This window comes from Hallella bergensis DSM 17361, assembly GCF_000160535.1.
GTDB lineage: Bacteria > Bacteroidota > Bacteroidia > Bacteroidales > Bacteroidaceae > Prevotella > Prevotella bergensis.
In genome coordinates, this window is the sequence record NZ_GG704781.1 from 296,898 (window position 1) to 311,501 (window position 14,604).

At 46.8% G+C, this 14,604-nt stretch carries 11 protein-coding genes; 6 read left to right on the forward strand and 5 right to left on the reverse strand.

What is annotated here, in order from left to right:
* Positions 1-20: 20 nt before the first annotated feature.
* From HMPREF0645_RS05160 to HMPREF0645_RS05175, 4 genes are all read left to right on the forward strand, one after another.
* Positions 21-1,433, forward strand: a complete 1,413-nt coding sequence (locus HMPREF0645_RS05160; protein ID WP_007173845.1) for an MFS transporter — start codon at positions 21-23, stop codon at positions 1,431-1,433.
* 12 nt (positions 1,434-1,445) lie between these two features.
* Entirely contained in the window at positions 1,446-2,564 is a 1,119-nt protein-coding gene (locus tag HMPREF0645_RS05165; protein WP_007173846.1) for an endo-1,4-beta-xylanase, read from the forward strand.
* Positions 2,565-2,694: 130 nt separating this feature from the next.
* Positions 2,695-3,657, forward strand: coding sequence for a glycoside hydrolase family 43 protein (locus tag HMPREF0645_RS05170; RefSeq protein WP_007173847.1), 963 nt, complete (start codon positions 2,695-2,697; stop codon positions 3,655-3,657).
* 55 nt (positions 3,658-3,712) lie between these two features.
* On the forward strand, positions 3,713-5,374 hold the full coding sequence (locus tag HMPREF0645_RS05175) for a glycoside hydrolase family 43 protein (RefSeq protein WP_007173848.1): 1,662 nt from the start codon (positions 3,713-3,715) through the stop codon (positions 5,372-5,374).
* Positions 5,375-5,505: 131 nt separating this feature from the next.
* Here the strand turns inward: HMPREF0645_RS05175 and HMPREF0645_RS05180 are convergent, their stop codons facing one another.
* Positions 5,506-6,411, reverse strand: a complete 906-nt coding sequence (locus tag HMPREF0645_RS05180) for an IS982 family transposase (protein ID WP_083793816.1) — start codon at positions 6,409-6,411, stop codon at positions 5,506-5,508.
* Between the two features lie 476 nt (positions 6,412-6,887).
* Here HMPREF0645_RS05180 and HMPREF0645_RS05185 point away from each other — a divergent pair, with 476 nt between their 5' ends.
* Both HMPREF0645_RS05185 and HMPREF0645_RS05190 read left to right on the forward strand, forming a co-directional pair.
* On the forward strand, positions 6,888-9,062 hold the full coding sequence (locus HMPREF0645_RS05185; RefSeq protein WP_044123415.1) for a bifunctional alpha,alpha-trehalose-phosphate synthase (UDP-forming)/trehalose-phosphatase: 2,175 nt from the start codon (positions 6,888-6,890) through the stop codon (positions 9,060-9,062).
* Positions 9,063-9,072: 10 nt separating this feature from the next.
* Positions 9,073-10,857 (forward strand): glycoside hydrolase family 15 protein, encoded by a 1,785-nt coding sequence (locus HMPREF0645_RS05190; RefSeq protein WP_007173852.1) that lies wholly within the window; start codon positions 9,073-9,075, stop codon positions 10,855-10,857.
* Positions 10,858-10,930: 73 nt separating this feature from the next.
* Here the strand turns inward: HMPREF0645_RS05190 and HMPREF0645_RS05195 are convergent, their stop codons facing one another.
* The 4 genes from HMPREF0645_RS05195 to HMPREF0645_RS13645 all read right to left on the reverse strand — a co-directional run.
* The gene (locus HMPREF0645_RS05195; protein ID WP_007173853.1) at positions 10,931-12,910 is read right to left on the reverse strand and encodes a heavy metal translocating P-type ATPase; all 1,980 of its coding nucleotides are present in this window, start codon (positions 12,908-12,910) and stop codon (positions 10,931-10,933) included.
* Between the two features lie 12 nt (positions 12,911-12,922).
* Positions 12,923-13,138 (reverse strand): heavy-metal-associated domain-containing protein, encoded by a 216-nt coding sequence (locus HMPREF0645_RS05200; RefSeq protein WP_044123416.1) that lies wholly within the window; start codon positions 13,136-13,138, stop codon positions 12,923-12,925.
* A 151-nt stretch (positions 13,139-13,289) separates the two neighbouring features.
* Positions 13,290-14,234, reverse strand: a complete 945-nt coding sequence (locus HMPREF0645_RS05205) for a DUF4595 domain-containing protein (protein ID WP_007173855.1) — start codon at positions 14,232-14,234, stop codon at positions 13,290-13,292.
* A 128-nt stretch (positions 14,235-14,362) separates the two neighbouring features.
* The coding region (locus HMPREF0645_RS13645; protein WP_007173856.1) for a UDP-N-acetylglucosamine 2-epimerase at positions 14,363-14,604 on the reverse strand (242 nt) is incomplete at its 5' end.

The following is a 14,604-nucleotide window of genomic DNA, read 5'->3' on the forward strand; positions in this document are numbered from 1 at the left end:
AAACAAACTAATCAATCAATATGGATAATTCTGGACAGACCAGTGGGGTGAGGGGCTTTTACAAGCTCAATTGGATTCAAAGAATCGGATTTGCATCCGGCGATTTAGCTCAAAACCTGATTTATCAGACAGTGGGTATGTATTTGCTGTTGTTTTATACCAATGTATATGGCATCAATCCTGCTTCTGTAGCAGTGATGTTTGGTATTGTGAGAATCGTGGACGCCCTGTGGGACCCTGTCGTGGGCGCTTTTGTAGACAAGCACAATCCCAAGATGGGAAAATACCGAGCCTATCTTATTTTGGGTGGAATACCACTAACGGGGTTTGCCATTCTGTGTTTCTGGAATGGTTTTTCGGGCTCATTGCTCTATGCCTACATCACCTATGTGGGCATGTCCATGTGCTACACATTGGTCAATGTGCCATATGGTGCCTTGAACGCAAGTCTCACCCGGGATACCGACGAGATAACCATCCTCACCTCTGTGCGCATGTTCTTTGCCAATACGGGAGGACTTATCGTGTCGCTTGGCATTCCAATCATAGTTGCCGCTCTCTCACCGGATGGAAAGATGAATACGCGCGAATCGGGCACGGCCTGGTTTATCACGATGGGCATCTATGCCCTCATCGGAATGGCACTGCTTGTTTTTTGCTTCACCCAATGTAGGGAGCGAGTTGTGATGGACGAGAAGGAGACGGCAAATGTCAAAGTTTCTGATCTTTGGGTAGAGTTTGTACACAACAGACCACTGCGCATTCTCGCCTTCTTCTTCATTATTTCATTTGCCATGATGGCTATCGGCAACTCTGCCGGGTCTTACTACATATTATATAATGTGGAGGGAACTGCCGAACAAACGGCGATATACATGGGGCTTGGATCGGTTCCCGCATTCATTTTCATGCCCATGGTGCCTGCTATTAAACGGCAGATAGGCAAGCGAGGCATGTTCTACTTCTTCCTGTCTATAGGTATCATTGGTATGATCATGCTCTATGTAATCTCTATTGTGCCTGCCCTGAAACATGTTATCTGGCTTGTTTATGTAGCGCAATTTATCAAATCGACAGGTGTCATTGTTACGACGGGGTATATGTGGGCCTTGGTTCCGGAGGTCATATCGTATGGAGAATACACCACGGGCAAGCGAATATCGGGTATTGTCAATGCGCTGACAGGAATTTTCTATAAGGCGGGTATGGCCTTGGGCGGCATTGTCCCGGGCGTGGTACTCTCGTTTGTAGGTTTCAATGAGACCAACGCGGTGTCACAGTCGACTTTCGCCAAGCAGGGTATTCTGTGGTTGGTGTGCGTCATTCCGGCCATTCTGCTGCTACTCGGCATGTTCATCATTTCGAAATATGAACTGACAGACAAAGTGATCGATGATATTAACAAAGAAATAGAAGCAAGACACAATAACTAAAAACAGTAAATCATGAACAAGAAATTTGTATTTTTCTGTGCTGCCCTTTTATTGGGGACTGCCACCGTGCAGGCACAGAAACCAACATTGAAAGAAACATTGGGCAAGGACTTCCTCGTGGGAGCTGCCGTGAATGTTGATCTTGTGAACGGCAGGGACGAAAGGGCTGCCGACATTGTGAGAAAGAATTTTAACTCCATTGTCGCAGAAAACAGCATGAAGGGCGAGGAAATACATCCGGAAGAACATCGTTACAACTGGACCAATGCAGACAAAACTGTACAATGGGGAGAAGAAAACGGGCAAGTAGTCATCGGGCATTGCTTGGTGTGGCACTCGCAACCACCCAAATGGATGTTCACTGATAAGCAAGGGAAACCCGTCACACGTGCCGTACTGATTGACCGTATGTATCACCACATCACGGATGTCGTGTCGCGGTACAAAGGCAGAATCAAGGGATGGGACGTGGTGAACGAAGCCTTTAACGACGATGGCACCTATCGCAAGACACCTTATTACAAGATTATCGGCGAGGACTATTTTGAGTTGGCATTCAAGTTTGCACACGAAGCAGACCCTGATGCAGAACTATACTACAACGACTATTCGTTGTCTAATCCGGCCAAGCGCGATGCAGTTTGTCGTTTAGTCAAGCGACTCAAGGAAAAAGGATGCCGCATTGATGCTGTGGGCATGCAGAGTCATCACGGTTACGACTACCCCTCACTCGAAGAATATGAGAAGAGTATCAAGGCTTTTGTTGCTGCAGGCGTGAAAGTTCAGATGACAGAATTTGATATCAACATGTTGCCACGGCCAGAAAACTTCCATGGTGCCGAAGTAGGACAAAACTTTAAGTACGATACCAAGTACAACCCCTACACCAAGGGACTGACCAAGAAGGCCAACAAAATTTTTGAACAACAATACCTCAACTTCTTCAAGATTATCGAACGCAACAAGAAAGATATTCTCCGCGTTACCCTTTGGGGTGTTACTGATGCCACGTCATGGCTCAACGACTGGCCAATCCACGGACGCACCAACTACCCATTGCTCTTCGACCGAGACTACAAGGAAAAGCCGGTAGTGCAAAAGATTATCAAGATGTTTGAAGAAAACAGATAACGCATCAATAGCATGATGGCGCAAGTTCATGTCGGACTTGTGCCAATCGTAACTTGATCGGTGTGCACCATTTCTATTTAATGATGGTGCCGCTATTTATAAAACTAAACTTTTATTTAACCCAACCAACATGAAACCAAGATATTTATATCCCCAAGACTATATGGCTGACCCCTCGGCCAATGTTTTCAACGGCAAACTTTATATCTATCCCTCACACGACTGGGATAGCGGTGCGGCCTTCGATGACGACGGTGGGCACTTCCAAATGAAAGATTACCACGTTTTCTCGCTCGACGATGTGGAAAACGGCGAGGTGACTGACCACGGCATGATGCTTCGGTTGGAGGATATTCCATGGGCCGACCGCCAACTCTGGGACAATGATGTCGTGGAGAAAGATGGCAAATACTACCTGATCTATTGTGCCAAGGACAAAACGCAAACTTTCCATCTCGGAGTGGCTATTGCCGACAAGCCTGAAGGACCGTTTATCCCTCAGCCCGATCCCATCCGTGGCTCATACAGCATAGACCCCTGTGCGTTTAAGGACGACGACGGCAAAATCTATGTTTACTTTGGTGGTATTTGGGGCGGTCAACTGCAACGCTACAAGGGCAACAAGGCGCTTGGCGTGGAACACTTGCCTGAAGGTGATGAGCCGGCACTCTCTCCGCGCGTGGCGCGCATGGCCGACGATATGCTTCAGTTTGATGAGGCTCCACGTGAAATACTCATTGTCGACGAGGACGGTGAACCTCTGAAGGCCGACAACCCTTACCGTTTCTTCGAGGCCTCGTGGATGCACAAGTATAAAGGACGTTATTATTTCTCCTATTCCACCGGCGACACGCATTTCATTTGCTATGCCGTGGGCGACAATCCATACGGCCCGTTTACCTATCAAGGTGTCATCCTCGACCCTGTGGTAGGCTGGACCTCTCACCATTCTATCGTGGAGTTCAAGGGCAAGTGGTACCTCTTCCACCACGACTGTGTACCATCCGATGGAAAAACATGGCTCAGGAGTATGAAAGTGATGGAGTTGGAATATGATGAAAATGATAAAATTGTTCGTATGGAAAGCAAATAATGCTTTCTGGAGTAACCACCAAAAATAGTTGAGCAACTCAAAATAGAATATATACATGAAACAACTCTTATACAGCACCGTAGCCCTGTTCACACTGTGTACCACGGCTATGGCCCAGGACGCATCGTTCAGTTATTTCTCCTACACGGGAGACGATGCCCGCTTCCAACAAAAAATCAATCCGACGACACAGTACTATAACCCTATATTGGCGGGTTTTTATCCTGATCCATCCATTTGTCGGGCAGGTGACACTTTCTATCTCGTCAACTCTTCTTTCAGCTTTTATCCCGGCGTGCCAATCCACAAAAGCAAGGATTTGGTCAACTGGGAATCTATTGGCTATGTGCTTAACCGTCCCTCGCAACTGCCATTGGAGAAGCAGCGTGTGTCGGGTGGTATCTTTGCACCGGCTATAGAATACAACGAGAAGAACAAAACCTTCTATATGATTACCACAAATGTGGGGAGAGGCAACTTCTATGTCAAGAGTAAAGATCCGGAGAAAGGCTGGAGCGACCCCATCTACCTACCCATTATCGACGGCATCGACCCCTCTTTCTTCTTCGACAAAGATGGCAAGGGATACATTGTTCACAACGCTCCTGTTATGGGTGGTGCCGACTATGAGGGTCAACGTGCCATCCGTCTCATCGAATTTGATGTCAAAAACGACAAAGCCATTGGTGAACCCATCGAGATTGTACGCGGTGGTACAAAGGTGGAGAAACGCCCTATCTGGATTGAGGGGCCACATCTCTATCGCATAGGCAAGTATTACTACCTCATGTGTGCCGAAGGTGGAACAGGTGCATGGCACAGCGAGGTGATTTTCCGGGCTAAGAATCCTAAAGGACCGTGGGAGGAAGCCCCTAATAACCCCATCCTGACACAACGCACGGGACTCGACCCTAACCGCCCCAATGTTGTCACCAGTACCGGTCATGCCGATATGATTCAGGACAAAAAGGGCGACTGGTGGGCTGTGTTCTTGGGATGTCGTCCCTATGAAAACGATTTTTACAACACAGGGCGCGACACCTATCTGCTGCCCGTAACGTGGAAAGACGGATGGCCGACTATTCTCAAGCCCGGCATTGCGATACCTCCGGTAGGCGACAAGAAGGGATTGATGCCATCGTCCAAGAATGAACTGACCGGCAACTTCTCGTATACAGATAACTTCCCGGGTACCGAGCTTTCACAAAAATGGTTTTTTCTCCGCAATCCGTCGCAGTTCTATCGCGTTGCGAATGGCAAGCTCTTGTTGCAACCCTTGGGTACAAACATCTATCAGCGTGATGCGATTTCTGCCGTTTGGACCCGTCAGCAGCACGAACATTTCGTGGCTGAGACAGCCGTGTCATTTACGGTGAAGAATGAAAAACATCTTGCAGGCATGGCCTTATTGCAAAACGAGGATCATAATTTTGTTTTCGGTAAGACACTTTTACGGGGCAGACAAGCTGTGGTGCTGACCCGTGCCGAGAAGCAAAGCACGATTATCGCTTCTGCTTTCATTCCTGACGGCGAACTCAAACTAAAGGTTGAGGGTAATGGTCGCTACTACGACTTCTACTATGCTGTGGGCAACGGCGCGTGGATGCCACTGTGCATGGGAGTCGATGCCATTAATTTGAGTACTTCGAGAAGCGGAGGATTCATTGGCAATTGTATCGGACTATACGCTACGTCCAACAAGATAAGCCAGAAGTAGGAGTCAGTTTGTTGGCAACATAGAAGACATGAAGTAGGTGGCAATTGATAATGCCTACTGCAAAAAAGAAAATTCCGGACAGCCAGTTGTTGTGCTGTCCGGAATTTTAGGTTAACGTGAGTTCGACGAATTCAGAACAGGGCAGGCTGTGTGTCAATAGTCCTTTGTACATTGATACACGGCTTTTTGGGGAACAGGCAATAGGCTGCAATAGCGCCTAATAAATTGACGATAAAATTGTCAAAGCATCTATGCCTGGAGTGCTCCACCTGTGCAATATTCTTAAGCTCATCATTCACAGTTTCTATAATGGCTCTTTTTCTGAGTAAGAGTCTGTCAGAAACGCTCATCAAAGCTCCTTTCATGTTGCTTTTCAGCTTGGTAATAAGTTGTATTCCATCCACAAACAGCCTTTGGAAGAGATTCTTGCCGATGTACCCCTTGTCGCCGACCAGCTTGCCATATATGGAATCCACAAAAGCTTTGTATTCCAAAGGCTTACGGTCATCAACATCTCCCGGTGTTATCATAAAATTGAGAAGTTCTCCTTTCTCATTGCAAATCAAATGTAATTTGAAACCGAAGAACCAACCCATGGAGCATTTTCCTCTTTGGGCTATACCTTTGAAAACCTTATGAATATGTATTCTTTGGTTCTTGCAGACACGCAGTGGTGTGCTGTCAACAAAACTTATGCCCGTGCATTTTCCTAACAAGACTTTCTTGATAAACAAAGCGAGTGGAATGACAATCTCCCTTTGCAATTCTACTATACGGTTGTATGACACAACTTTAGGAAACAAATGACGCAGATGCTTACATACTTTTTCAAGATAGAAATGTTTAAAGCAGCGATAACCAGAGTCGTGAAAAAGAATCATTATTAGCATGACTTCTGCCTTTGACATCGTAGAATCTCGATGATACTTTCTTTTTCCAGTAGGCTTTAGCGTATATTTTGCCACCATTGCATCAAAAAACTTGCAGAAATCATCTGCCATACAAAATATTTCAGTAACTTTGTCCTCGGTGATCATAGCGATTTTTGTTTGTAATTGTTTGTAAATCAATACTTTAAAGTTACAGCAAATTTCGCTAATCACCAAATTTATAGACACTTATAATTCGTCGAACTCACGTTAGGTTACGGTTATCACCAAACGTGCGCACGTTCGTATGTGCATATTGCTGATGATTTCTGAAATCCCCGTCATTTTCAAAAAGTTGTAGATAAAAGATTTCTTTTCGATTATTTTTTGTAATTTTGTGATGGGGCACATTTTCTCACCTTGATAAAATGATGCCTTACATGATGGAACCACCAGTTGAGCCAGTTTAGGTGCATCGTTTAAGGGGAATGTTCAATCGTCATTTCTAATATCAGGAAGTTACTTGTTACGTTCCACACGCTTTTGTTCTTACTGCATACAACATTGTCCCATCATTTGTTATCGCATATACAGGGCAAATTCTTGGTATGCTGTCTAATAAATTCAAAAGGAAGGAAGTTACGATGAAACTAATTATTGTATCTAATCGTTTGCCGGTCAAGGCTCAGGAAACAAGTCAGGGACAATTCACGTTTGTACGAAGCGAGGGCGGTTTGGCCACGGGGCTGGGTTCGCTCGATTCACAATATGAACAACACTGGATAGGATGGCCGGGCGTTAACACGAGGAAGAAAACCGCCAAGCGTGAGATAGAAGAGTCGCTGGAGCGGATGAACTATCATCCAGTGTTCCTGTCGAGCACTCAATACAGCAATTACTACGAGGGTTACAGCAATAGTACAATGTGGCCTCTCTGTCATTATTTCTTTCCTTATTCGCAGCAGAAAAGAAAATTCTGGGAGGCCTATAAGGAAGTGAATACGCTATTTTGTGAGAGGGTGTTGGAGATTGCCGACGAGGAGAGCATGGTGTGGGTACAGGACTATCAACTCATGCTCCTGCCTGGAATGCTTCGCGAGAAACGGCCAAACCTCCGCATTGGCTATTTTCACCACATTCCGTTCCCTTCGTATGAGCTTTTCCGAGTGCTACCCGATCGTTCAGAACTGCTGGAGGGACTCTTGGGAGCTGACCTTGTAGCTTTTCACACCCACGACTACATGCGTCATTTCATCAGTGCCGTGGAGCGTACGTTGCACAAGGAGTTCAGGCTGAATGAGGTGATGGTGGGCAACCGTGCCGTGCATGTCGAAACCCTGCCTATGGGTATTAACTACGAGTTGTATAGCAAGGCACACGAGAGTGCCACCGTTCAGGCCTCTATCGAGAAGATTAAGTCGCAGTTTAGGGACAAGCGAGTGATTCTCTCGGTAGACCGTTTGGATTATAGCAAGGGTATTTTCCATCGTCTTGTGGGGTTCGAGAGTTTCCTTAGGCAACACCCTGAATATCATGGTAAGATGAGTCTTGCCATGATTGTTGTACCGTCAAGAGACAAGGTTGAGCGCTATGCCGAGATGAAACGGAAGATAGACGAGCGTATCAGTATTATCAATGGTAAGTATGCACAGGTAGGGTGGACACCCGTGTGCTATTATTATCATAGCTTTCCATTCGAGGATTTGGTGGCGATGTATTCGCTTGCTGATATTGCCCTTGTGACTCCACTTCGTGATGGCATGAACCTTGTGGCTAAGGAATATGTTGCCGCCAAGCAAGAGTCGGGTGGGGTGCTTATCCTGAGCGAGATGGCTGGAGCGGCGGCAGAACTAAGTGAGGCAATTCTTGTCAATCCAAACGACCCCGATCAAATTGCAACCGCTATATACCAAGCGCTCTCTATGTCCGAGGCAGAGCAGAAACGCCGACTGAAGCGCATGCAACGCAAGGTGAGCATGCAAACTGTAAACAAATGGGCCGGCGATTTTATGAACGAATGGAAGACCGTGGTCGAACGGAATCGCCAGCTTAACAGCAAGTATCTAACGGATACGATCGTTGAGCAATTGGTAACCCAGTACAAGGAAGCTCACCGCCGACTAATTATGCTTGACTATGATGGGACATTAGTTGGCTTTAAGGATGATCCGATGGACGCTGCTCCAACGCCGGAGCTAATACAACTCATCGAGCGTTTCTGTCGAAGTGATAAAAATAGTGTGGTGATTAACAGTGGCCGTGATCGTAAAACCCTCGAACAATGGTTTGGTCAAATTCCATCGGTCATACTGGCCGCAGAGCACGGTGCATGCTATAAGGAAAGGGGTAGGTGGCATAATCATGTGGAGGAGATAGAGTGGGATGAGAGCATCTCCGACATCATGGATGCCTTTGCCCGTAAAACACCGGGTGCCTGGGTGGAGCACAAAGAGGTGGCATTGGCATGGCATTATAGAGAGGTCGATCCCTGGATGGGTATGCTCAGGGCTAAGCAGCTGATGCAGGCTCTGTTTCCAATATGCTCAAATATCAACATGCAAATACTGAATGGCAACAAGGTTGTGGAGGTGAAGCCCAACGATTACTCCAAGGGCACGGAAGCTGAACGCCTATGTGCCGAGAATGAATATGACTTTGTGATGGCCATCGGAGACGACGTGACCGATGAGAGTATGTTTCGGAGTCTGCCCGCTGATGCCACAACCATTAAGGTGGGGCTTGTCAGTGATGATGCCCGCTACTGTCTTCGCAAACAGGAAGAAGTGTTGCCATTTTTAAACAAATTATCTAAAGCGTAACGAATACGATATGAGTAAAAACTTAAACTACGGCATTGTGGGTAACGGCAGCACGGCTGCACTGATTTCAGAGCATGGATTCGTGGAATGGTTTTGCCTGCCGCATTTTGACTCCTCATCGTGTTTTGCAGCCCTGCTCGATGATGAAAGGGGTGGGAAGTTTGGGATTAAGTTGGTGGGAGACTACGATGTCAGGCAGTCCTATGTTCCGCACACCAACATCCTAACCACCCACTACGTGTCGGACGAGGCTGAATTTAAGATATTCGACTTTATGCCCTGCTATTATCACCCCGGTACTTCCAACCTCTATAACCCCAGTGAACTGTATCGCTATATCAGATACATCAAGGGTGTTCCCCGTTTTTCGGTTGTCTATGAGCCGCGGCCGGACTATGCCCGTGGGGAGTGTGTGCTCGCCATATCTTTCAATCATATCGAATCCTATTCCACATCGAACGAAAGGGACAGGCAGTATCTCTATTCGTCTATCCCTTTGGAAAGTATTGTGAGCCAAGAAGTGTTCACATTGGAGAAAGATGAGTTCTTTCTGTTTTCATCAAACGAAAAACTCACAGATGTCACATTGGAACGAGAGAAGGCTGACTACTGTCGTACCATGGTGTTTTGGCTTAACTGGTCTGAGCAGACAAAAAAGTATGAAGTCTACAATGATGTTATCGAACGAAGCCTGCTCACCTTGAAGCTTTTGTCGTTTGACAATGGTGCCATGATGGCTGCGCTCACCACAAGTCTGCCCGAGGCCATTGGCGAAACACGCAACTGGGACTACCGTTTCTGTTGGCTCAGGGATGCCTCCATGTCTATCGAAACGCTCGTCAAGCTCGGTCACACCCGCTCGGCCAAGCGATTCATGCAGTTTGTGAGGTCTACCTTTGTGGCCAATCACGATTCTTTCCAGATCATGTATGGCATACGTGGGGAGCAGAAACTGCATGAAGAAGAGTTGACTCACTTGTCGGGCTACGAAAATTCAAAACCTGTGAGAGTGGGCAACGCGGCCTATCATCAGAAGCAAAACGATTCTTACGGTTACCTCATGAACCTGATTTACCAGTACTTCACCCTACTGCCCAGTCGGCAGGAAGACCTCGAGGACATTTGGGACATGGTGAAAAACATTATGGCGACGGTGCAAAAGGAGTGGAAGAAAGCAGACAAGGGTATCTGGGAGATACGGGGGAAAGCTCAGCATTTTGTATCATCCAAGGTGATGTGTTGGGTGGCCTTGGATCGGGGAGCGAGGATAGCAGCCCTGTTGCACAGAGAACAGTTTGCCAAGGATTGGCGTGGGGAGGCCGACCGCGTGAAGAATGATGTGATGAAAAAGGGATGGAATGAAGAGCTGAAAAGTTTTACACAGACCTATAACAACACCGCCATGGACTCATCCTTGTTGCTGATGGAGGAGTATGGATTTATTGACGGTCAAGACCCGAAATACAAGAGCACGGTGAGAATGGTCAAAAAGGAATTGTTTCACCATGGGCTGATGTACAGATATAATGCGCCTGACGATTTTGGAACACCCAAGTCGGCCTTTACCCTCTGCACATTCTGGTTGATACGTGCCCTCTTTGTTACCGGGAAAAAAGAGAAAGCACAGGAACTGTTCAACCAACTGCTCGGATATTCCAACCATTTGGGATTGTTCAGCGAGGACATAGACTTTAAAACCAAGCGACTGTTGGGAAACTTTCCACAAGCCTACTCGCACTTGGCATTGGTCAATTCGGCATTGCTATTCACCCAAGAGACAAACAAACCTTTTTAGTACCGAGAACCCAAACAAAAGAAATGACGAGACTGCGATTGCTTCTTCGAGAAGCCGTTGCAGTCTCGCCGTTTCAGGCTGCAAGTTTCAACCGCAGGCTGTTGAGTATTACGCTCACGCTTGAAAAGGCCATCAGAGCCGATGCCCACATGGGTGTAATCTGGAAATGAATGCCAAAGAGCCAAGGCACCCCGGCGGCCAAGGGTATGCTTATCAAGTTGTAGATGAAGGCCCAAAATAGGTTTTGCCAAATCATCCTGACAGTTTTCCTGCTCAGTTGCAGCACATCGGGAATGGCTTGGAGGTCGTCGCCCATGAGCGTAATCTGTGCGATATCCATCGCGACGTCTGTGCCTTTTCCTATGGCGATGCTCACATCGGCACGGGCTAAGGCTTGGGTATCGTTAATTCCATCACCAACCATGGCTACACATTTGCCTTCTGACTGGAGTTGCCGAACTAATTTTTCCTTATCTCCGGGCAAAACCTTGCTTCGGAAATGGTTGATTCCGGCCTTCTCCGCCCAATAGCGGGCCGCTTCTTCCTTGTCTCCGCTCATCATATATACCTCGACTCCTTGACGCTGCAAAGCCTGCATGGCCTCACGAGCATGGGGCTTCAGGGTCTCGCGGTCTTCCAAAGACAGGTTGTCGGCTTGGGTGAAGTCCACATTCTGATTGGGTATCGTCAGCGTTCCAGTTTTGTCTGTCACCAGCACGTCTGTCTTACGGAGCTTTTCCAAAGCTGTGGCATCTCTGATCAAGGCTTTCTTTTCAGCAGCCTTGCCAATGCCCACCATCAGCGCTGTGGGTGTGGCCAACCCCATGGCACATGGACAAGCCACCACCAAAACGGCTACAGCACTCAGCGTAGCCTGTGGAAGAGAGGATACGCCACCAATGAGATACCAAGTCAGAAAAGTAATAATGGCAATGCCAATTACAACGGGAACAAATACCAATGCCGCCTTGTCCACAATGCGTTGCACCGGTGCTTTGGAGCTTTGTGCCTCCTGCACCATACGGATGATGTGTGCCAGAGCCGTTTCTTCGCCTACCTCGCGGGCACGCATTCGAAGTTTTCCTTGGCTCGGAATGGTTCCGGCCAACACTTTCGAACCAACTTTTTTCTCAATAGGGGTAGGCTCACCGGTTATCATGCTTTCATCAACGTAGGCTGCATCCGCTGTCATAAAGGATTTTGCCCAGGTGACTTCACCGTCGACGGGTATTTTTTCGCCCGCTCGAACTTCCAGAATATCGCCTCTTTCGATGGTGGAAATGGGAACCTCGCGAACAGCTTCGTTATCCGTGATGCTTTGATTTTCCACTCCTTGAGAAGGGGTAGTTGGGGCAGGTGTAGCCCTCTCGCATGCCCGTGCAGTCTTCGGCGCCATCCCCATCAGTTGTCGAATGCTGCTTGCCGTGCTGTCTTTCGCTTTCTCTTCCAGCAACCGACCAGTGAGAACAAACGTGATAATCATCACGCTGGCATCATAATAGGTGTGCCATTCCATACCGCTACTGCCCCAAACGGCATCGCCCCAGAAAGTGTTGAAAGCACTGAAAAGAAAGCTGATGCCTGTAGACAAGGCTACAAGCGTGTCCATATTGGCTGTGCCATGGAGTAGTTGTTTCCATGCCGAGATGTAAAACAGCTTGCCGCAGTATAGCAAATTGAACAGGGAGAGCACCAAACTCATTTGGTTGGCCGCGTCCCTGTCACCTACTGGAAGCCACCGCATAGAGATAGACATCACCAAAACAGCGATAATCCATGATACGATTGTCTTGCGCCTGAGCAGGGCATATTCTCGTTTCTGGATTTCCTCCGCCGATCGGTCTTTTTCTATCACGAGGTCATAACCAATGTTATTGACTTCCCGCTTCATCGTTTCGAGCGAGATTTTGTTCGGGTCGAAGTCTATCAAAGCACTTCGTCCCGCCAAGTTTACGGATGCACTCGAGATGCCTTCGAGCGAATTGAGTTTGCGTTCAACGTTGGCAGAGCATGCAGAACACGCCATACCAACAACAGGAATAGTTTGTTTCATGCCCCTCTCAAATTACAGTGTCATTTCATAAGGGCCAACATTGGCTACTGCTTCTTTCATTTGTTCAGGAGTTACAACGCTGTCGTCATACTCCACAGTTACATTGTTGTGGGCAAGACTCACTTCAACATGGCATACACCGTCCAAGTTTCTCAATGTATTATCCACGTTTGTCCGACAATGTTCGCACTTCATTCCTGTTATGGAAAATGTTTTTGTTTTTTTCATTTTTTTCATTTTAAGAATAAACTATGATGACAAAGGGCACTCTGTGTGTTTTCATCCTGCAATGGTGCAGACTTTGCATATTTTCGACTGTATAGTAGTCGTGATCAGGTACTTAGGAAAGGGAGCTTGGTTAAGGGCTGTTTCCCTCATCTTATTTCAGCACCTTGCGCACGCTGCCATCGGTCGACTTAATGATATTCAAACCTTTTTGCAACCGACTCTGACGTATGCCGTTACCGTTGAAATACACCTCCGGCATAGCCTGACAGTGGGGTGCTGCAGAAATCCCGCTTGAAGTTGCTGTCCATTCCAAAGACATGACTGTGTCGTCTGTGTCAGTTTGAGCAATCTTCACCACATCGCCTTCTTCATTTTTGGTATATGTCATGGTGAAACTGTCCTCTGAATTCCAGCCAAAGTGTTTCTCTACATGAGGTACATATTGCATACTTTTTACCGCATGCTTAATAGGGGATCCATAGTAGTCTGCCAGTAACTGACCATACGGTAGCATGCCTTCATAGCTCAGAATATTCTGTAGAGGATTGACCAGCATAATAACATGTTTACTGGTTATCGAAGGGTCGTATGTAAAATTGATTTCTCCAATTAGAGTTTCATCTTCATACTGTTTGATATTGCTGATACCACCATCTGCCCACGTTATCTTTGAAGTGACGTTTTTGTTGTCATTTCCGTTTTTCAACACAACCTTGATCAACTGGTTTGCGTCATTATATGTGTAGTCGTAGGTAATTTCATATACAGGAATATTAGGATCGTTCTCGTTCATCATGACAACCGTTTTTATTATTTTGCCATTAGTGAGTGTCGAGGTATGATGATCAGCAATGCCTGAACCACCCTCTACATGCTCCTGCACAATCTTATCTGTTGCATAAGTGTAGGTGTCTGTACGGGTTTCCGACGCGCCATAAACGAAATTGAATTTTGCAAGCTTACCATTTGGGGCATACTCAAACGACATACTCTGCTCCGCATTGTATGCTTTTATTAAACGTTTAGTACTCTGTGAGTAAACGCTACCAGATAGCAATACTGTCATTGCTATCATCATTATTTGTCTTTTAGTCATGAGTAAATTAATGTTACGTATAATTTAAATTTTTATTAACCGTGCCATATATATAACAAGATGTATGATGCGTTCATTTTTCCTCGGCTTTGCATTTTCGAAACATCAAAGGCTCGTTTCCTAAATCATTACCCAGCACTTTCCAATAATATCTGCACTATGCGCTCGGCCGACCGGCCGTCCCATCGATCGGGCAGACCGGAGTTCTTCCACTGACCATCAATCATCTGTCCTACCATTTTACCCAACATATCTGCGTCCTCGCCAACCAGCACATTGGTACCCACTTTGACGGTCTCCTCGTGTTCGGTATAGCTGTTGAGCGTGATGCAGGGCACTTGGTTGAATGTAGACTCCTCGGCCACGTTGC

What these genes read in the sequence shown, in the direction of transcription:
- HMPREF0645_RS05190 (WP_007173852.1), top strand. Translation starts at nt 9,073, where the DNA reads ATGAGTAAAAACTTAAACTACGGCATTGTGGGTAACGGCAGCACGGCT.
- HMPREF0645_RS05170 (WP_007173847.1), top strand. Translation starts at nt 2,695, where the DNA reads ATGAAACCAAGATATTTATATCCCCAAGACTATATGGCTGACCCCTCG.
- HMPREF0645_RS05200 (WP_044123416.1), bottom strand. Translation starts at nt 13,138, where the DNA reads ATGAAAAAAACAAAAACATTTTCCATAACAGGAATGAAGTGCGAACAT.
- HMPREF0645_RS05205 (WP_007173855.1), bottom strand. Translation starts at nt 14,234, where the DNA reads ATGACTAAAAGACAAATAATGATGATAGCAATGACAGTATTGCTATCT.
- HMPREF0645_RS05185 (WP_044123415.1), top strand. Translation starts at nt 6,888, where the DNA reads ATGAAACTAATTATTGTATCTAATCGTTTGCCGGTCAAGGCTCAGGAA.
- HMPREF0645_RS05175 (WP_007173848.1), top strand. Translation starts at nt 3,713, where the DNA reads ATGAAACAACTCTTATACAGCACCGTAGCCCTGTTCACACTGTGTACC.
- HMPREF0645_RS05165 (WP_007173846.1), top strand. Translation starts at nt 1,446, where the DNA reads ATGAACAAGAAATTTGTATTTTTCTGTGCTGCCCTTTTATTGGGGACT.
- HMPREF0645_RS05160 (WP_007173845.1), top strand. Translation starts at nt 21, where the DNA reads ATGGATAATTCTGGACAGACCAGTGGGGTGAGGGGCTTTTACAAGCTC.
- HMPREF0645_RS05180 (WP_083793816.1), bottom strand. Translation starts at nt 6,411, where the DNA reads ATGATCACCGAGGACAAAGTTACTGAAATATTTTGTATGGCAGATGAT.
- HMPREF0645_RS05195 (WP_007173853.1), bottom strand. Translation starts at nt 12,910, where the DNA reads ATGAAACAAACTATTCCTGTTGTTGGTATGGCGTGTTCTGCATGCTCT.